Raw genomic sequence first — 21,214 nt, forward strand, 5'->3', positions numbered from 1 at the left:
CCTGCCACTTGGGGTAGGGGGCATGGCGCGTTGAGCGCGACAACGGACATTCCGACGATCGGTGCGCTGGTCGCCGTACGTGGGCAACGCTGGGTGGTCAGTGACATCAGCACCGGAGAGCGCAGCAACCTGGTCAGCTTGCAAAGCGTCGAAGACGGCCGGTACGGCCACACCCTCGACGTGATCTGGGAGGTCGAGCCCGCCCGCCAGGTACTGCCGACCGGCGCCCTCCCGGAAGTCAACGAGAAGGCGTTCGATTCGCCGCAGCGGTTGACCGCGTTCCTCGACGCGGTGCGCTGGTCGGCCGTCACCTCCGCCGACGTCAAGACGCTGCAGGCGCCGTTCCGGTCGGGTGTGGCGATCGAGGACTACCAGCTCGAACCCGTCGCCCGTGCGGTCGACGCGCCACGCGTCAACCTGCTGCTCGCCGACGACGTCGGTCTCGGCAAGACGATCGAAGCCGGCTTGGTCGCTCAGGAACTGCTGCTCCGGCACCGGGGACGGCGAATCATGATCGTCTGCCCGGCCGGGCTCACGATCAAGTGGCACGACGAGATGGCCGAGAAGTTCGGCCTGGACTTCACCATCATCGACACCGAGCGCTGCGCGCTGGTCCGCCGTACGCACGGCTCGGCCGCCAACCCGTTCGTGGTGTATCCGCAGAGCATCGTGAGCCTGCCGTGGCTGCGCGGGCCGAAGGCACAAAGACTATTGGACGAGGTACTGCCCGCCGACGGCCCGACGTACCCGCGCACCTTCGACCTGCTCATCCTCGACGAGGCACACCACGTCGCCCCGGCGGCGCCGAAGCAGGTGTACGCCGTCGATTCGCAGCAGACGAAGCTCATCCGCCGGATGGCTCCTCATTTCGCGCACCGGCTGTTTCTCTCCGCGACCCCGCACAACGGTTACCAGGCATCGTTCACCGCTCTGCTGGAGATCCTCGACAACCAGCGGTTCGCCCGCGGTGTCGACCCGGACCCGGCGGCGGTGAAGGACACCGTCGTGCGCCGGCTCAAGCGCGACATCGTCAACCTCGACGGATCGCCGAGATTCCCGGAACGGCACACCCGGGCGATGCCGGTCCAGTACCCGCAGAGCGAACGCGAAGTTCATGCACTGCTCAAGGAGTTCGCCAAGCTCCGGCGGCAGCGGCTCGTCACGCAGCGTGGGCGGCGGGCCACCGACCTCGTGACGCTGCTGCTGAAGAAGCGCCTGTTCTCCAGCCCGGCCGCGTTCGCGCATACCGTCGGCGTGTATCTGGAAACACTGCGGTCCCGCAAGGCTCCCGCTCAGCTGGTCGACGAGGACGTTCCCGAGTGGATGGAGGACTTCTTCGACGACGTCGCCACACTTGACGACGAGGAGCTGGCGGAAGCCGAAGACGACGCGCTCGGCCGCGCCCGCCCGATGCAACCCGACGCCAACGACCGCGAGATCCAACTGCTCGTGGCGATGCAGGAGTGGGCCGCCACCCGCGAGGCCCAACCCGACGCGAAGGCGAAGGAACTCGTCACCTACCTCAAGGCCGTATGCCGCCCCGACGGCAACAACTGGCTCCAAGAGCGGGTCGTGGTCTTCACCGAGTACCGCGACACCCAGATCTGGCTGGCCCAACTGCTGGGGCAGGAAGGGTTGGCCGGCGACCGGCTGGCCCAGTTGCACGGAGCAGTGTCCACGGAGGACAGGGAGCAGCTGCGACTGGCGTTCCAGGCCGACCCCACCGATCACAAGGTGCGGATCCTGCTCGCCACCGACGCCGCCAGCGAGGGTATCGACCTGCAGAAGTACTGCCACCGGCTGGTCAACTACGACATCCCGTTCAACCCCAACAAGCTGGAACAACGCATCGGCCGCATCGACCGGTACGGGCAGCGCACGACACCGGACGTCCGCCACTTCGTCGGTACCGGCTTCGGTGCCGCGGTCGACTCGTTCGAGGCCGATCTGGAGTTCCTGTCCCGGGTCGCCACCAAGGTCGCCCAGATGAAGGAAGACCTGGGTTCTGTCAACGCGGTGCTCGCCGACGCCGTCCAGCGCGCCATGCTCGGGGAGACCGTCGACGTCGACGTGGTCGGTACCGTCGCGGCACCGGACGTCCCGGTGGAGTCCAACGTCGGCGAGCAGGTCCGACGCCTGCGCACCAACCTCGACGAGACCGTGCGGGAACTCGGCGTTACGCCGTCCGCCGTCAAGCGGGTCGTCGAAACCGCGCTGGAACTCGCCCGCCAGCAGCCGCTCACCCCGCACCTGGACGACAAGCACCCGATCGGCGGGCTCTACACCGTCCCCCCGTTGACCGGAAGCTGGCAGCGCGCGGCGGCCGGGCTGACCGACAAGCTCAACCGCCCCGGCGAACCGCCCCGCCAACTGCCGGTGACCTTCGACGCCGCTGTCGCCAAGGAGATGTCCGAGCACGACAGCACCGCCGTGCTCGCGCACCTGGGTCACCCCTTGGTCGCGATGTCCACCCGGCTGCTACGTGCGGCGGTCTCCAACAGCGCGATCGGCCTGCACCGCGTCACGGCAGTGATAAGTGACGACCCCGCGCTGGAGGACGTGCTCGTGGGTGCGTACTCGCGGTTCGTCCTCGTCGGCGCCGACGGTGTGCGGCTGCACGAGGAGGTACTGTACGCCGGCGGCTGGGCGCCCGAACGGGGCCGCTTCCGCCGGCTGGAGAACCTCACCACGCTCGGCAGCATCATGGACCGTGGACTGACGGGCGGCGTCGTCGCCTCGGAACCGGTGCAGGCCCGGCTGGTCGAGCGCTGGCCCCGCGTCGCCGATGGTCTCCTGGCCGCGATCGAGTGGCGCACCGCCATCCGCCGGGATTCGCTGGAACGCAAGCTGGCCCAGCGCCAACAGGCCGAGCAGGACCGGGTCACCAGCAACCTCGACCAGTTCGCGGCCACCCTGCGCGGCGCCCTCGCCGTGCCGGAGGAAGAGGCCGAGGACGCGTTGTTCAGCCGCGAGGAGCTGCACACGTTGCAGAAGAGCCGCGAGGAGCTGGCCCAGTTCCGCCGCGACCGCGAGGCGTGGGAGGAGCGGCTGCGGAGCCTGGAGGCCGAACGCGACCGCGAACTCGACATCATCGCGGCCCGCTACCGCGACCCGAAACCGCACCGGTTCCCGGTGGCCGTGATCTTTGTGGTTCCCAAGGCGGAGGCGACCCGATGAAGCGCCCGTACAAGCACGCGGCGCCCGACGGCGTGCAGCAGCACCGGAACTGGCTCAGCCTGGTCGAGGTGAGCGGACCGTTCCTCAGCCTGCCGGTACTGCGGGCGACCTGGCCGACGCTCGACCCGCTCGACAAGAAGGTGCGCGAACGGCTCCGGGTCGAGCACGCGACCTGGCAGGACGACGTCTCCGAAGGCCAGCAGGCATGGATCCGGTACATCCTCGGCGATCTGCTCGGCTGGGGTGAACTGCTGCACGAGGACCGGCTGGGCCCGCTGGCGGTGCACGTGGCCGAGCACGACACCGACATCGTGCCCTCATTCGTCCTCGTCGAGCCCGACGCGGCGGTGTCCGATCTCGGTGTCAAGCCCGACGCGGTGCGTCTGCTCGGCATGGTCTGCCCGCCCGGCGCACAGCCGACGGCACGCGTCGCCGGTTCGGCGTGGAGCGCCACCACCGTCGACCGGCTGGCGCATCTGTGCCGGCACCACAACATCGAACTGGGCCTGGCCACCGACGGCCGCTGGTGGGCGATGGTGTGGGCGCCGCGCGGCGGCGTTACCACCACGGCGGTCTTCGACGCCGTCGCGTGGCCCGAGGCGGCCGAACGCGACGTGGTGCGGGCGTTCTATTCGCTGCTGAACCGCCAGCGGTTCTTCGGTGTGCCCGAGAACGAGCGGCTCGTGCCGCTGCTACGCACCAGCCTCGACAGCCAGGAGGAGATCACCGAGGCGCTCGGCGTCCAGGTGCGCCAGGCCGTCGAACTGCTGGTCACCGCCATTGGACGCGCCGACGTGCGCGACCGCGAGCGCGGCGAACCCGGCCTGCGCGACGTGACGGCGCACGACGTGTACCGGGGCGCCGTCGCCGTGATGATGCGCATCGTCTTCCTGCTGTTCGCCGAAGAGCGCCGGCTCCTGCCGTCGGACAACGACCTCTACACCGCCGCGTACTCGGCTGGCCGGCTCTGCGACGAACTGGAACAGCGCGTCATCGACGGCAGCGAGGAGGACCTGGAGCACACCAACCACGCCTGGCTGCGGCTGATCGCGCTGTTCAACGCCGTCTACCACGGCATCGACCACCCGCGACTGGTCATGCACGGGCACGACGGCTCGCTGTTCGACCCTGACGAGCACGCGTGGCTGCCGGAGTCGATCGACGACCGGACCGTCCTGCACATGCTCCGCTCAGTTCAGTACGTCGTGATCGGCAGCGGCCGGTCGCGGGAACGCCGTCGGCTCAGCTTCCGGACCCTCGACGTCGAACAGATCGGCTACGTGTACGAGGGCCTGCTGTCGTACGAGGGGTTCCGGGCCGGCGATGTGGTGGTCGGCCTGATCGGCAAGGAAGGTCAGGAGGACGAGGTACCGCTGGCCGATCTGGAGCTGCTGCGTTCGTCTACTTCGGACATTCCTGGGCTGGCGGCCGCGCTGGCCGACCGGCACAAGGATTCCCGGATCGGATCGGCTACGGCGCTGGCGAAGAAGCTCGCTCCAGTCGACGGTGTGGAGCGCGAGGAGATCCGTAAGAAGCTGCTCGCCGTCACCGGCGGCGACTATCCGTTGGCCGAACGGCTGCTGCCGTTCGTCGGTGTCATCCGTCTTGATCTGCGTGGGCTGCCGACCGTGATCCTGCCCGGGGCGCTGTTCGTCACCGAGTCACCGTTGCGGAAGAACACCGGAACGCACTACACGCCCCGCTTCCTCGCCGAGGAGGTGGTGGAGGGGTCGCTGGAGCCGTTGGTGTACTCGCCGGGGCCGCTGCAGACGGCCGACAAGGCGGAGTGGAGGCCGCGGTCTTCGGCGGAGGTCCTGTCGCTCAAGGTGGCCGACATCGCGATGGGGTCGGCGGCGTTCCTTGTCGCTGCGGCACGGTATCTGGCCAGGCACCTCATCGACGCCTGGTCGCGGGAGGGCGACGAGCGGGCACGGGCGTTCCTGGAACGGGCACACGACCACCGCGTCGGGATTGACGAGGAGCCGTTGGTCATCGAGGCACGGAGGCAGGTCATCGAGCACTGCCTGTACGGGGTCGACATCAACCCGATGGCCGTGGAGATGGCGAAACTGTCGCTCTGGCTGGTGTCGATGGACCCGCAGCGCCCGTTCACGTTCCTCGACGACCGGCTGGTAGCCGGGGATTCGCTACTGGGCATCACCTCGCTGGACCAGTTGGAGTACATGCACCTGGACCCGAAACGCGGTCGGGAGTTGCACGAGGACCTGTTCGGCTGGGCAGCGAGTGTTGGGCCGCTTGTGCATGAGGTCGCCGACCAGCGTCGGCAGATCTCGGCCGTCAGCCACGACGATCCGGCCGTGGCGCTCGTCATCAAACGCAACCTACTTGGCGCTGTTCAGGCGCAGACAGAGCGGCTGCGGTTTCTCTCTGACCTGGTTGTCGGAGCGGCATTGGCTGCTGGACGAACGGGCGGGCGAGACGGGTTCTATCCGGAGGCTGCCCGGCTTGCCAATATGGCGATGGCCGGACACACGCACGATGCCGGCGAAACCCGGATGCGGTGGCTCGCCACGGATCTTGTGACAGGAGCGTTTGCGCGCGAGACGGTGCACTGGCCACTGGTTTTTCCGGAGGTGTTCGAACGCGAAGGCTTCGATGCGGTGATCGGAAATCCACCATTCCTTGGCGGTTCCAAGATCAGCGGGGCCTTCGGCCACGCGTATAGGGAGATGCTCGTCAACGTCATCGGCGATGGCGTGCGTGGCATCGCCGACCTCATCGCCTATTTCGTACTTCGAGCGCACGACGTATTGAATCCGGGCGGCCAGATGGGGATCATTGCCACCAACACACTCGCTCAAGGCGACACCCGTGAGGTCGCGCTCGATTCTGTTACTAGGGAGGGTGCCGTAATCCGCCGTGCGATCAAGAGTCGGCCGTGGCCATCGAAGTCGGCAGTGCTTGAGTTCTGTGCTGTTTGGACGAGTCGGATGCCTCTCGAAAATCGGGCGAACTACGTCCTCGACGGGGGCATTGTGCCAGGGATCAGACCTTCCCTGGATCCGGTGTCGCGGGTGGCCGGGAACGCTCACCGTCTGTCGACGAATGCTGGGCGGTCTTTCATCGGGTCGTACCTCTTGGGGCTGGGGTTCACGATGAGCCCCGAAATGGCTGGCCTCCTCATCGAAAAGGACTCACGCAACAGCGACGTGTTGTTTCCATACATTACCGGCCACGACCTCAACTCTCGGCCCGACTGCTCCGCCAGTCGGTGGGTCATCAACTTCGCCAACCGAAATGCAGAGCAGGCGAAGGCTTACCCAGACTGCTTTGAGCAGGTCCTGCGAGCGGTGAAGCCCGACCGCGCCGAGAGTCCCGATAGGCGCCTGCGAGAGGTATGGTGGCAATTCAAGCGGCCAGCGCCCGATCTGCAACGCGCAATTGTGGGATTAGATCACGTTATTGCAATTACCCTCGTAAGCAAGGTCGTGATGCCTGCCATCATTCCAACGGGACAGGTATTTGCACACAAATTGGCAGTGTTCGCTACGGATGATCCGGCTTTGCTCGCGGTGCTAAGCGGGTCGCCTCACTACTGGTGGGCCGTGAGTCGCAGTTCAACGATGAAAGCCGACCTGAACTACTCGCCGTCCGATGTATTCGAGACGTTGCCACTGCCGATGTTGACCCCCGTTCTGCGCAACCTAGGCAATCGACTTGATCGGCGTCGACGTGAGGTAATGCTTGCCCGCAACGCGGGCCTTACCGCGACCTACAACCTCGTCTTCGACTCGACCAACAACGATGACGACGTCGCCGAACTCCGCCGCATCCACGAAGACATCGATGTGGCGGTCTGTGAAGCATACGGCTGGCATGACCTCGTGAAGCCAGGGCTAGACCACGGGTTCCACAAGAGCGGCCCCTACACCAGGTACACCGTTGGGCCGGCTGTGCAGCGGGAGATGGTCGACCGTCTGCTCGAATTGAACCACCAGCGGTACGCCGAGGAAGTGGCGCAGGGCCTCCACGACAAGAAGGGCCGTAAGGCCGCCAAGTCGAAGGCATCGAAGTCCGAACCCGAGAACTCCGATCAGGAGACGATGTTCTGATGGCTGGCGACCAGGGCAGCCTCTTCCCGAATCCGCGCGGCGAGCAGTCCGAGATCCCGCTGGACCCCACCGACACTCCAGCGCTCGACCTCCCGCAGCGGTTCGCCGACGCCACCTCGTTCCAGGTTCGCGACGAGTTGGAGGCGTTGGTCCGTAAGGATCTCCTCGGCCCGTGGGACGGCGACACCGAGGTGTTCCGCCCCAGCGCCATGGGTCCGCGCGAACGCTATCTCGTCGGCATGCTGGGCCCGCGTCCGCGTGCCAAGGGCGACAGCCCTGCCCAGGACATCGAGGTGTCCACCGCCCAGGGCGACGCCAAAGAGGCGGAACTACCCGAGGTGATGACGCCGCAGAGCCTCGGCAAGCTGTGGGCGTCGTCGATGGGCTTGTCGTTCGCGGTCGCCACCGATGTTGACGTTCTGAAGGTCGACCTCTCGTGGGGCCAGTACGGCAGGCAGGAGGTCGAGGACGACAGCGGCAAGATGAAGCAGACGTGGGCGCGCGAGCCGGTGGAGAGGAGCCGGGAGGTCCGCCTTGACGGGGACCGGTCCGCGAAGCTGCCGTTGCTCACCGATGATCTGGAGGCGCCGGGCGTTCTGCTGGCCGTCGACGTACGCCCGAAGACAGGCCGGCGGATCGTGCAGTTGGTGCTCATAAACACGCAGATCGAGCCGTCGAGCAACGGCGACACCGCTTGGCTGTTCCAGCCGCGGATCACCGTCACCGCGCTCGACGGCACCCAGGCCGCTTTCCAGCCGATCGACGACCCGGCAGACGATCTGGCCGCCGTCGGTGGCGATCTGGAGGAGGCGCACCTGCGGTTGCTGTACCGCAAGCAGCGGCGGTACGCGGCGGGCCGCAACGTCGCCGTCCACGCGGATGTCCACGACGGACAGCGGTGCGCGCATCGGCTGGAGACGACCTGGCTGCCGACCTTCAACGTGCCCGCGACGGTGGCGCCGTCCGGCGAGAAGACGCCACTCGCGGACGTCGAGCTGTCGATGGACGCGCTCGCAACGGCAGAGCCCGCCACGCTCAGAACAAAGCTGCTGCCTCTCGCCGAGGGATACAAGACCTGGCTGGCTGAGCAGGAGGCCACCATCCCGACGCTGCCGGTGCCGCTGCAAGCGGCGGCCGAGTCGGCGGTGTTCGTGGCGAAGCGGGCCGCGGAACGGATCCGGGCGGGCATTGACCTTCTCACCGATCCCGCGCAGCCGCGTCACGATCAGGCGCTTGCCGCGTTCCGGTTCGCCAACGAGGCGATGGCGTTGCAGCGTCGGCACACCGAGATCGGCCGGCTGCGCGAGGAGACCGGTCTGTCATTCACCGCCGCCAACCAACAGGTGAAAGACAGAGGAGTGGTGGCAGCTTCGTGGCGACCGTTCCAGCTGGCCTTCGTCCTGTTGAATCTGCCATCGCTGACCGATCCCGCGCACCCGGAGCGCGCCGCCAGCCACACCGCGACCGTGGACCTGCTGTTCTTCCCGACCGGTGGCGGCAAAACCGAGGCGTACCTCGGCCTCACCGCATTCACCTTCGCGATCCGCCGTCTACAGGGGACGGTCGGCGTGGGTGCCGACGCGCGCAGCGGCGCCGCCGGGGTGAACGTCCTCATGCGGTACACGCTGCGGTTGCTCACCGCCCAGCAGTTCCAGCGGGCGGCGGCGCTGGTGTGCGCGGCCGAATACCTGCGGCGCGGAGACGACGAGCGGTGGGGAGCGGAGCCGTTCCGGATCGGGCTGTGGGTCGGCGGCGGCGTTTCTCCGAACTGGTTCCACGACGCGGAGGAGCAGATCGCCGAGGCCCGCGAGGCCGCCGACGGCAAGCGCACCAACGTGTTGCAGACGTTGTCCTGCCCGTGGTGCGGCACCAAGCTGCGCGCCCATCACGACCTGTACGTCGACGCTGACCGGCGGCGGGTGCTGCTGCACTGCCCGAACGGCGAGGGCGCCGACGCGTGTCCGTTCTCCCGGACGCTGTCGCCGGACGGGTTGCCGATCCTCACCATCGACGAGGAGATCTACCGGTACGCGCCGAGTCTCGTGATCGCGACCGTCGACAAGCTGGCCCAGCTACCGTGGCGCGGGTACGCCGGCATGCTGTTCGGCCGGGTGCGGCAGTGGTGCCCGCGTCACGGCTACCGGCACGACGACCTCGACGCGAAGACGGCCTGCACCGGCAAGCACCACACCAAGGGCAAGCTGCCAGCGTCGACCAGCCAGCCGGTGGTGCGGCTGCGTCCGCCGGACCTCATTATCCAGGACGAGATGCACCTGATTTCCGGTGCGCTCGGCACCACCGTCGGCCTGTTCGAGGCGGCCGTCGACGAGCTGTGCACCTGGCCGTTACCGGGCGGCGGCGAGACAGGTCCGAAGATCGTCGCGTCGACGGCCACCACCAAGCGTGCCCGCGAGCAGGTGCGCGGAGTCTTCGGCCGGGAACTCGCTGTCTTCCCGCCGCCGGTCATCGACATCACCGACACGTTCTTCAGTCGGCAGGTGCCGCTGAGCAAGGAGAATCCCGGCCGGCGGTACCTCGGGATCTGCGCGCACGGGGTGCGGTTGAAGTCCGCCGAGATCCGGCTCGCCGAGATCCTGCTCATCGCGGGGCAGACGCTGTTCGACCGGTACGGCGACGTCGCCGACCCGTACATGACGCTGGTCGGCTACTTCAGCTCGACCCGCGAGCTGGCCGGCATGCGCCGGTACCTGGACGACCAGGTCGCGACCCGCGTACGCACGCACGGCCGTCGTAAGGACCTGTCGGACCGGCTCACCACCGCCACCCAGATGTTGACGATCCAGGAGCTGACGTCGCGCATCTCCTCGGCCGACATCAGCGACGTGCTCAAGCGGCTGGAGATCGGCTTCGATCCGGAGCTCGACACGTCGGTGCGGCGGCGGGCCATCGCCGACGACGTGCGGGAGGCGATGAAGGCCCGCACGACCTCGAACCCGAAGATCGTGGTGCATCCGCTCGCCGACCGGCAGCGCGACCGCAACAACCAGGACCGGATGCCGGTCGACGTGGTGCTGGCCACCTCGATGCTCCAGGTGGGCGTCGACGTTTCCCGGTTCGGGTTGATGGTGGTGACCGGTCAGCCGAAGAACACCGCGGAGTACATCCAGGCGTCGTCGCGGGTCGGCCGCGACGCGAAGCGCCCCGGCCTCGTCGTCGCCCTCTACAACTGGACGCGGCCGCGCGACCTCGCCCACTTCGAGGACTTCGAGTACTACCACTCGACGTTCTATCGCCAGGTCGAGGCGCTGTCGGTGACCCCGTACACGCGGCGGTCACTGGACCGAGGCGTGGCCGCGACGCTGGTGGCGGCGGTGCGCAACGTCGAGGACGCGTTCTCCCGCAACACCGACGCGCACGATGTGCCGCTGGACGGACCCGAGGTGAGCCGGATCGTCGCGCGGTTCCTCGCCCGGGCCGAGGCGATCGGGGGTCCCCGTGGGCGGGACTACTTCGAGGAGCGGCTCAAGGAGCTGGCCGACCAGTGGAACCAGAAGAAGACCGGCTCCACCCGGCTGGGCTACCAGGCGAGCACCGGCAAGCAGCAGCTGGCCGGGCTTCTGACCCCGGCCGGTGGTGGCCGGTGGGACGGGCTGACCGTCGGGCAGTCCATGCGGGAGACGGAGAACGAGGTCAACCTGCTGGTGCCGGCGGGCGGCGAGTTGTTCAACCCGCTCTACAACGCTCCACCGTGGACGTTCGGCCGGGACGACAGCCAGCCGACCGAGGAGGAGCTGCCGGCCGGTGACGAGATGGGCGAGTCGACGTTGAGCGGGAAGGCAAGCTGATGGCGACCAACCACTTCCGCCGGGTTGGTGCGGTGCGGCCCAGCCACCTCATGTTCACCACCGGCGTGGGCGCGCTGGTCGACCTGCCGAACTTCTCGGTCATCGTGCGTGGCCTGGACGACTGGAACTACGCCCATCCCGGCTGGGAGGCGGTCGCAGAGCCACGCCTGCTGGCCGCTGTTCGGGCGGTGGTCGGGAAGAGCGTCACCGAACTTCGGCCGGCGCCGTGGATGGAGGGCGCCGACCGCGAGCCGCAGGGGCCGGCGGCGAAGATCGGTGTGCCAACCGCGCCGTTCCCGGGGTGGCTGCGCTGCACCGTGTGCGACGAGCTGGCCCCGCTCGACTCGCAGGTGTTCGGGTTCGAGAACCTGAAGGCACGAAAGCCGCACGAAGCCCGCTTCTTCCACGGCAACTGCCCGCGCAAGAAGTCCGGACGGAAGCCGCTCGCGGTGGCGGCCCGCTTCGTCCTGGCCTGCACGTACGGTCACCTGGACGACTTCCCGTACGTCCACTTCGTGCACCACGGCGCCGACTGTCCGAAGGCGAGCCACCCGCGGCTGCGGATGGATGACCGGGGCGGCAACCTCGGCGCCAACGTCGAGATCCGGTGCCTCAGCTGTGCCGAGCGGCGCAACATGCGCGAGGTGCTGGGCCCGCGCGGAGCCGACAAGCTGCCGGCGTGCCGAGGACGCCGGGCCCACCTCGGCGACTTCGACCCGGACGGCTGCGACAAAGGGCAGATCAAGCTGCTGGTTGTCGGCGCATCGAACCAGTGGTTCGCGCAGACCATGGCGACGCTCGCCGTACCGAAGACCGGTGCCAGCGAGTTGCAGACCAAGGTGGAACAGCACTGGGAGGTGCTCAAGAAGCTTCCGTCGCACGAGATCCTGCCGTTCGCCCGCGAGACGGTGCCGGCGCTGCGGGACTTCGCGAAGTGGCCCGACAACGACGAGCTGTGGGCCGCGATCGAGAAACACCGGGCCGGGCCGTCGGCTGACGGCGAGAGCACGTACCTCGACCTGCGCACGCCGGAGTGGGAGATCTTTACCGCCAACGGGCCGCTGCCGAAGACCGACGACTTCACGCTGCGTCGCGACCCGGACGGGGTACCCGCCCAGCTCAAGGAGTTCTTCGTCGACGTGGTCCAGGCCGAGCGGCTGCGTGAGGTCCGCGCCCTGATCGGCTTCACCCGCCTGGACGCACCCGACCCCGACGACCCGGAGATGGTGAAGCGGGCGCCGCTCGCCCGCTCGGTGCCGACCTGGGTTCCCGCGAGCGAGGTCCGGGGCGAAGGCATCTTCCTGCGGGTACCGGACGACCTGCTCAATGCCTGGGCCCAGCGCGTGGAGCCGTCGCTGGCGATGCAGGCGCACCGCGCCGCGTACGGGCGGTTCCGGCGCAACCGGTATTCCGACCGCATCAAGGGCGCGTTCGACGAGATGCGCCTGTGGCCGGGCGAGCGGTACGTCGCCCTGCACACGCTGTCCCACCTCCTGATCCGCACGATCGCGCTGGAGTGCGGCTACAGTTCGGCCAGCCTGTCCGAACGCATCTACGCCGGCACCGACGAGGACCCGCGCGGCGGCATCCTCATCTACACCGCCGTTCCCGACGCGGAAGGCACCCTCGGCGGCCTCGTGTCGCTGGCCGAGCCGGAGAACCTGGTTCGGCTGACCCGGCGGGCGCTCGCCGACGCCACGCACTGCTCCTCCGATCCGCTGTGTTCCGAGCGGTTGCCGCAGTTCCCCGAGGACTTCCTGCACGGCGCCGCCTGCCACGTGTGCCTGTTCGTCAGCGAGACCACGTGCGAGCGCGGCAACCGGTTCCTCGACCGGCGGTTCGTCGTGCCGATCGACGACCCGGACCTGGCGCTGTTCCGCGAGATCCCGTGATCTCGGTGGAGTCGGTCGGGTGGGCGGCATTCGAGTCGGCGGCGCTGGCGGCGGTGGCCGGCCTCGGGCCGGCGCACCTGCGCGCGCTGGCCGACCGGGTCGCGGCCGGCTGGCCCGACCACGCCGCCCGGCACGTCGTCGCGATTCTGGGCTTCGCCGAGACGGCCGGCGCCGTCCTCGCCGCGCAGCACGCGGCCGGCCTACCGGACGCTGAGGCGGCGGCCTACCTGCGCGGTGTGGCGGCCGGGCACGCCCAGCAGGCGGCCGCCGTGCGGGTCGAGTCGGTATGGAGCGGGCCCGGCACCCACCCCGTTCCCGTCCGGGCCACCGCCCAGGTGCTGATCGAGGTCGCCGACGAGGCGAAGCACGAGCTGCTGCTGATGACGTACTCGGCGAAGGCGTACGAGCCGCTCCTCGACGCGTTGACGGCGGCCGTGGGCCGGGGTGTCACCGTCACCGTGGTCGTGGAGACGTTGCAGGGCGCGGGAAGCGCGCTCGCCGGCGCCGAGCCGGCCGCCGCGTTCGCCACCGTTCCCGGCGTCCAACTCTGGCACTGGCCCATTGGTCAGCGCACCGAGCCGGGCGCGAAGATGCACGCAAAGATCGCCGTTGCCGACCGTCGGGTACTGCTCGTGTCGAGCGCGAACCTTACCCAGGCCGGCATTGGGAAGAACATCGAGGCCGGGTTGCTGGTGCGCGGTGGCGCCGCACCGCAGCGCGCGGCCGAACACGTCGCCGAACTACGCGCCCGAGGCGTTCTGGAGCGCCTGCGCTGATCTGTTCACTGGGGAGGACCGTTGTCCACGCGGGTTGTCGTGAACAACCGCTACGAACTCGAACCGTTGCCCGCCGCCAAGGGCGGCATGGGCGAGGTCTGGTTCGGACGCGATATGAAGCTCGAACGCCGGGTCGCCGTCAAGTTCGTCCGATTCGGCGCGGGCAAACCCGAAGACGTGATGATCCGGCGCTTCGTGCGGGAGTCGCGCATCGCGGCACGGCTGGAACACCCCGGTGTGCCGGCCGTCTACGACGTCGGCATGTACCAAGGACGGCCGTACCTCGTAATGCAGCGGATCGACGGGACCAGTGTCTCGGACCTTGTCACCGACCAGGGCCCGCTGCCGGTCGGGTGGGCCGCGGCAATCGCCGCTCAGACGTGCGCCGTGCTCTCCGTTGCCCACGCCGCGTCCCTGATCCACCGCGATCTGAAACCGAGCAACCTCATGCTTGAACCCGACGGCAGCATCAAGGTTCTCGACTTCGGCCTTGCCGTCGGCGTCGACGCGAATGACTTCTCGAAGATCACCCACATCGGCCAGCCGATCGGCACGCCGCACTACATGGCCCCCGAACAGGTGCTGGGCGCTCTGAGCAGCCCGGCCAGCGACCTGTACGCGCTCGGCTGCACGCTTCACGAGATGCTGTGTGGCACGCCCGTGTTCTCCGGGTCGACCAGCTTCACCGTGATGAACAAGCAGGTCGGGGAGCTTCCGGCCCCGGTGCGATCGATCCGCGCCGACGTGCCGACCGAGTTGGACGAACTCGTCCTCTCGTTGCTGGAGAAGAAGCCGGAGGACCGGCCGGCGAGCGCCGACGCCGTCTACGACAGACTGTTGCCGCTCGCTGTGAACCTGCAACCGCTGGCGGGCGCGCTCCGATCGCCAGACGCCGCCAGCCCTATGCGGATGTACGCCACCGTCGTGGGCCGGGTCTTCATGGACGAGCCGCAGCCGGCGTTGTCCGTCGAGCCGGCAACTCCCGCCCCGGTGAGTGACGACGCGGACGTGGCAACGGCACGTGACGAGGCCGAACGACTCTTCGAACAGGAGCGCTACAACCAGGCGGCCGACGTTCTCGCGGACGTCGTCGACCAGGCGGACCGCGCTGCTGACGACGATGCGGTCAGCCTGCGACGCCAGTACGCCGACGCGCTGTTCGAGAGTGGGGACTACCACCGCGCCGGTCCGGCGTACCGGGAGTTGGGCAAAGGACTCGCCGAACGGCTCGGGCCGCTCGCGGATGACGTTCTCTTCTGCCGCCTTCGGGAAGCGACCTGCCAAGCGCTGCTCGGTCAGACCACGAACGCGCTGAAGCAGCTTCAGTCGCTGCTGGACGACGAACGTTCACGGTTCAGCGAGCACGACGCGCGCGTGCTCGACCTCCGCCGTCAGATCGGATTACTGCAACTCGGCGCCGGCCAGCGCAAGGCCGCCGAGCAGACGCTGACGAGCCTTCTCGCCGACCTCCGGCGCCTGCACGGCCCGGAACACCCCTCGATCACCGCGACCGCCGACCTACTCGCCGGCCTCCGCCGGTGACCTTGTTTGGGAGAACCCTCATGGACCAGCCCATCGAGCACATCTCCATCCGCGTGCCGTGGCACGACGCCGGTTGGAACGGGACGGTGTGCCGCGATCCCGGCGGCAACGGCACCTGCGTCCTGCTCAAGAATATCGGTACCCGTCGCGATGACAGCCGCGAACAGCGTCTTGCCGGACGGGCGATCAGCGACCTGTCGTTGACCGAGGCTCCGCCATGCGTGGGCGAGCGCGCGACGTTCATGTCACCGCACCCGATTGCGTTCGAGCGCACCCATCCGTTTGTTGAGAAGTCCGACGCCTTCTCGATGTTCGAGTCAACGCCGCAACCGTTGCCGCCCTACTCGGCCCAGGCCGTTCCGTTTCGGTGGATGAACCGCGACGACGTCAAGGACATCAGCAAGGAACGCCGGGTCGGCCTGCAGACGGAACTGGAGGACGAGGTCGACGGGATCACCGGTTGGACGGACTCGAACTGGGTGATGCACGGTGACAACCAGCGGGCACTTCTCGAGGCGTTCTTCGAGACGGTACGGCCGAATGCGAGCCTCGTGTTCTTCTACGCCAAGCACAGCCCGCTCAGCGACGACCCCCGCCGGCTCCTGATAGGCGCCGCGATGGTGTCCGGCTTCGCGCCGACGGGCAGGTACCGCAGCCGGGGCGGCGAACGGTTCCCCGCAGAGATGTGGGAGACCACCGTCGAGCACTCGCTACGGCCCGACCAGAAGCACGGATTCCTCCTGCCGTACCAGGCGCTGCTGGAGGCGAAGGACGCCGGCGAGGACATCGACGACGCGCTCGCCTACGCACCCGAGTCCGGCTGGACCGCCTTCTCGTACGTCACCGAGCACGTAAGCCACGACCTCGCGATCGACGCGCTCCTGACCCTGGCCGCCGCCGGTCGGCAGGCGAAACGGATCCTTGGCACCGCCACCGGCCCGCTCGGCTTCGAGTGGCTGGAGACCCAGCTCAACCGCCTCTGGAAGCTGCGCGGGCCATGCCCCGGTCTCGGCAGTGCGTTGGCGGCGTTCGGCGTCACGCAGTCGGTGACCTTCGCGCACGTGGTGGGAGCCGCGGCGGGTAAGGGCGCCGACCCGTGGCCAGTCATCGACCGTGCGATGGCCGATCCGGCCACATTGAGCCTGACCGCCGGCTCGCACCTGACGCCCAGCGTGCGCGACAAGTGGCGGGCGCTCCGGCCTGAACGGCGCGAACTGCTGATCCTGCTCAGCCGGTTCGCGCTGACCTCCGACCAGGCCGAGCGGTTCTTCGTCACCGAGGAGCGCGACCCCGCGCTCACCGACGCCGACATCCTCGCCAACCCGTACCGGCTGTTCGAAGTCGACCGGGTACGGCCGGACGCCGTCGAGTTCACCATCATCGATCGTGGCTGCTTCCCCGACGCCGACGTCGCGGCGGCGCACCCAATGCCACATCCCAGCGCGATGAGCGACGCCCTCGACGCCCGGCGGGTACGCGCCCTGCTCATCGACGAGCTGAACCGGGCGACGGCGGCAGGCCACACCCTGCAGGCGCAGGCAACCCTCGTCACCGCGATCCGCGGGCGAGAACTGAGCCAGCCCTGTCCGGTGGACGCCGATCTGCTCGACGCGCACAAGCTCTCGGCCGACATGCTGCCCGAGGACGGACCGCTGGTCGGAACCACTCTCGGCAACGGCGCGCCGGCCCTGCAACTGGCGGAGCTGTCCAGCGTTGGAAAGGTGATCCGCCATCAGATCGAACGCCGGCTGAAGGCGAGGCCGATCGTCGGCACCCCCGACTTCGCGGCGATGCTCGACGCGGTTCTCGGCTCATTGCCGACCGAACCCGACGAACTGGCCGTCGAACAGCTCGCCCGGCGGGAGAAGGTGGCCGCGCTGGAGACGCTGTACGCGTCTCCGATCAGCGTCCTCGTCGGATCGGCCGGCACCGGCAAGACCACCCTGCTGAACGTGCTGCGGCACACGCCATCGGTGGATGCCGGCGGGGTGCTGCTGCTCGCGCCGACCGGCAAGGCGCGTGTCCAGCTCGCGGAACGGGTGGAGGCCGAGGCGTCGACCCTCGCGCAGTTCCTCGTCGCGACCGAACGGTACGACTGGAGGACCGAGCGGTACGTCGTTACCGGCGACGCGCAGACACGGGTCAAGGACCGCAAAACCGTTGTGGTCGACGAGGCCTCCATGCTCACCGAGGAGCAACTCGCCGCTCTGCTGGACGCCGTCACCGGTATGCAGCGGCTCATCCTGGTCGGTGACCCACGACAGCTCCCGCCGATCGGCGCCGGACGGCCGTTCGTCGACATCGTGCGCCGGATCGCACCCGACGACATCGCCACCCGGTCGCCGCGGTGCGCTCCCGGCTACGCCGAACTCACGATCCCCCGCCGGCAGGCCGGGCAGGAACGCGACGACCTCGTGCTGGCGAGCTGGTTCGCCGGCGGTGCGCTCTCGCCGGACGCCGACCTGGTCTGGGACCGGCTGCGACGCGGCGAGACGACCGACACCGTACGCGCGGTCTCGTACCGACGCGCGGACCTCGTGCCGACGATGCTGCGTGTCCTGCGGGAGGAGGTGCCGGAGCTTCGCGATGTGCCGGATGACGATTTGGCGCACGCGTTCGGCCGTAGCTACGGCGGAGTGGTGTCACCGAAGGGCAACATGTACTTCCCCGGCGGAGCAGCGGCCAAGGTCGACGGCTGGCAGATCCTGTCTCCAGTTCGCGGCCGTGCGTGGGGCACGGTAGAGATCAACCGGATCCTGAAGGACAGGTTCGGTACCCGCGCACTCGATCAGGCGGTCGGCCGGCGTCGTTATCACGCCAAGCCAATCGGCCCCGAGCGGATCGTGGTCGGCGACAAGGTCATCAACATCCGCAACCACAAGTTCAAGGAGAAGCGGATCTATCCTCGCGATGCCGAGCGGTTCGTCGCCAACGGCGAGCTTGGCGTGGTCGTCGGCCAGAGCCGGTCGGGACCGGTGAAATGGACGCCCAACAAGACCGAGATCGAGTTCAACGGCCGAGCGAAGGTCAAGTACGACTACTACGACTGGTCCGACAACGACCGGGCACCGATGCTCGAACTCGCCTGGGCGATTACCATCCACAAGGCACAGGGCAGCGAGTTCGGGGTCACCTTCGTTGTGCTGCCGACCGAAGGCGGACAGCCGAGCCGCGAACTGCTCTACACCGCGCTGACCCGCCAGCGGACCAAGGTGGTGCTGCTGCATGAGGGCAGCCTCGACGAGGTGCTCAAGTACGGCTCGCCGATGTTTTCCGACACCGCCACCCGGCTTACGAACCTGTTCACGGCCGCCGACCCGATCGTGGCCGGGGACCGTGTCGTCGATCGGGCGCTGGTTCACCGCACCTCCCGCGGTGAACTCGTCCGCAGCAAGAACGAACTGCTCATCGCCAACCTGCTGCACGAACTCGACGTCAGCTACGAGTACGAGCAGCCGTTCACCGGTGCCGACGGCCGCACCGTCAAGCCCGACTTCACCATCCTCACCGACCTCGGCGAGACCCTGCTGTGGGAGCACCTCGGGATGCTGACCGACCCGCGGTACGCCGCGAAGTGGCAACGGAAGCTGCGGTGGTACGCCGACAACGGTGTGCTGCCGTTCGAGGAGGGTGGCACGCTCCTCGTCACCGATGACACCCACGGCGTCGACTACCCGGCATGGCGTGAGCTGGCGAATAAGGCGATCGGACTGTAGTCATGCCCCAACTCGCGCTTGCGAAGAGCTTCTGGGACGCCTTTGACACCCTCGAAAAGCAGGTCAAGTCCGGCGTCCGCAAGGCGATGGCGAAGTTCCAACAACTGACTATCGCGGAGCTCTACGCCGACAAGGGCCTGCATCTGGAGTCGGTGAACAACGCCCGCGACCCCCGGATGCGGACCATCCGCGTCAACGACTTCTGGCGCGGCGTCGTTCTCGCTCCCGACGATGGCAGCGACACGTTCCTGCTCGTGAACGTCGTGCCGCACGACGACGCCTACACCTGGGCCGCGCGGCAGCTCTACACCGTCAACACGGCGACCCGTGGTCTGGAGGTGCGTAACGTCGTCGCGATCGAACAACTGACTCCGGCGCTGGAGCAGGCCGCGGCGGAGGCGCCGACCCTCCTGTTCGCGCGCCACTCCGACACTGCGCTCCGGAACCTGGGCATCGACGACCAGGTGCTCAGGGCGGTCCGCACGATCTTGGACAAACAGCAACTGCACGCATTCGGCGTACTTCTGCCGGAGGACCAGTTCGAGGTGCTGCAGTACTTGGCTGAGGGCTTCAGCCCTGACGAGGTGTACCGCGACGTGGTCGCCGAACGGCGTCCGGCGGAACCGGCCTCGGGCGACTCGTTGGCGACGGCCATTGCCAACACCACCAGCCGGATCAAGCTCGTCACCAGCCATGACGAACTCGCCGACATCCTCGACAAGCCGTTCGCCGCCTGGCGGGTCTACCTCCACCCGTCACAGCGCCGCGTCGCCTACCGGCCTTCCTACAACGGCCCGGCGCAGGTCACCGGCGGTCCGGGTACAGGGAAGACCGTCGTCGCGCTGCACCGGGTCAAGCACCTATTGACGCGGTCGCCCCAAACCCGCGTGCTGCTCACCACCTTCACCAACGCGCTGTCCGCCACGCTCCGCGAGAACCTTGCCCTGCTGCTCGACGACGAGACCCAACTGTCGAGGGTGGACGCCACGACCGTCAACGCCTTCGCGCACAAGGTGGTACGAGACGTTGCAGGACGTGCGCCGACCACCGTCGGCGACGCCGACGAGAGGCAGGCGTGGCGCCGCGTCATTCGCCGGCTGGACCTGCCGTGGACCGAACAGTTCCTGGCTCAAGAGTTCCGCCACGTCGTACTGGCGCAGGACGTGCGCAGTGCAGAGCAGTACGCATCCGTCAGCCGACGCGGTCGCGGTTCGACGCTCCGGCCCGCGCAGCGCGAGCAGGTATGGCGAGCGGTGTCGGCGTTCGCGTCGGACATGCGCGCGTCGGGCCGGGCGACGCAGCTTCAGATGTGCGCCAAGGCGGCCGACCTGCTCCGGACCGCCGACCTGAGCGAGCACGGTTACGACCACGTCGTGGTCGACGAGGCGCAAGACCTGCATCCGGCCCAGTGGCGCGTCCTGCGCGCGGCCGTGGCGAAGGGTCCGGACGACCTGTTCATCACCGGAGACCCGCACCAGCGGATCTACGACTCCCGCGTGTCGATGACCGCCCTGGGCATACCGGTGACCGGGCGGACGAGCCGACTACGGGTCAACTACCGCAGTACGGCGGAGATCCTCACCTGGGCCATCGGGCTGCTCGATGCCACACCCGTGGAGGACCTGACCGGCGACGGCAGCGATGACCTGGCCGGCTACTTATCGCTGCTACATGGCACACGGCCATCCGCGACCGGATATCCGGCGCAGCAGAACGAGGTTGCCGCACTGGTCAAACAGGTCGAGAGCTGGTTGGGCAGCGGCGTGCCGGCGAGCGAGGTTGCCGTGTGCGCTCGGTTCAACGTGCTGCTCGACAAGATCAACGGCGCGCTTTCCGACGCTGGTGTGCCTACCGTCCGGCTGAAGGACAACCCGGGAGCGGACCACGACGGGGTACGGCTCGGAACGATGCACGCGATGAAAGGGCTGGAGTTCCGGTGCGTGGCGGTGGTGGGGATGACGGCGTCGGCGGTGCCGTTCGCAAGAGAGGTGACGCCGGCCGACGTCGACCGGATCCAGCACGACAGTGATCTGCTTCGCGAACGGTGCCTGCTGTTCGTCGCCTGCACGCGGGCGAGGGAAGCGTTGTGGGTGTCGTGGGGTGGAACCGCAAGTCCGTTCCTGACCCATTTCTCGGACCGATCCGCGTTGTCGTAGCGACCCTGACGGCGTCGGTTCGCCGACGATTGTCAGCGCGGGCGAACGGCGGCGTCGTTACTCCGCCGATGTCTAC

Annotated in this window: 8 protein-coding genes; all 8 read left to right on the forward strand. The window is 68.2% G+C overall.

All coding sequences use genetic code 11. The features are described 5' to 3' along the window. The first annotated feature begins 30 nt into the window (after positions 1–30). Genes drmD through Vau01_RS18015 form a run of 8 tightly spaced genes read left to right on the forward strand, consistent with a single transcriptional unit; the run spans position 31 to position 21,138 of the window. On the forward strand, positions 31–3,177 hold the full coding sequence (gene drmD / locus Vau01_RS17980) for a DISARM system SNF2-like helicase DrmD (protein WP_203993843.1): 3,147 nt from the start codon (positions 31–33) through the stop codon (positions 3,175–3,177). After that, entirely contained in the window at positions 3,174–7,250 is a 4,077-nt protein-coding gene (locus tag Vau01_RS17985) for an Eco57I restriction-modification methylase domain-containing protein (RefSeq protein WP_203993846.1), read from the forward strand. The genes drmD and Vau01_RS17985 overlap by 4 nt, the downstream gene beginning before the upstream one ends. Beyond that, positions 7,250–11,056, forward strand: a complete 3,807-nt coding sequence (drmA, locus tag Vau01_RS17990; protein ID WP_203993849.1) for a DISARM system helicase DrmA — start codon at positions 7,250–7,252, stop codon at positions 11,054–11,056. Before Vau01_RS17985 ends, drmA begins: the two co-directional genes overlap by 1 nt. Beyond that, entirely contained in the window at positions 11,056–12,948 is a 1,893-nt protein-coding gene (drmB, locus tag Vau01_RS17995; protein ID WP_203993852.1) for an MrfA Zn-binding domain-containing protein, read from the forward strand. The genes drmA and drmB overlap by 1 nt, the downstream gene beginning before the upstream one ends. Before the next feature lie 5 nt (positions 12,949–12,953). After that, positions 12,954–13,724, forward strand: a complete 771-nt coding sequence (gene drmC / locus Vau01_RS18000; protein ID WP_203993856.1) for a DISARM system phospholipase D-like protein DrmC — start codon at positions 12,954–12,956, stop codon at positions 13,722–13,724. Positions 13,725–13,745: 21 nt separating this feature from the next. Then, positions 13,746–15,266 (forward strand): serine/threonine-protein kinase, encoded by a 1,521-nt coding sequence (locus Vau01_RS18005; protein ID WP_203993859.1) that lies wholly within the window; start codon positions 13,746–13,748, stop codon positions 15,264–15,266. 20 nt (positions 15,267–15,286) lie between these two features. Further along, positions 15,287–18,982, forward strand: coding sequence for an AAA family ATPase (locus Vau01_RS18010; protein ID WP_203993863.1), 3,696 nt, complete (start codon positions 15,287–15,289; stop codon positions 18,980–18,982). Positions 18,983–18,984: 2 nt separating this feature from the next. Further along, positions 18,985–21,138 carry a UvrD-helicase domain-containing protein gene (locus Vau01_RS18015; RefSeq protein WP_203993866.1) on the forward strand — a complete coding sequence of 718 codons (2,154 nt, stop codon included), beginning with the start codon at positions 18,985–18,987 and terminating at the stop codon, positions 21,136–21,138. The last annotated feature ends 76 nt before the right edge of the window (positions 21,139–21,214 follow it).

This window comes from Virgisporangium aurantiacum (assembly GCF_016863635.1).
GTDB lineage: Bacteria > Actinomycetota > Actinomycetes > Mycobacteriales > Micromonosporaceae > Virgisporangium > Virgisporangium aurantiacum.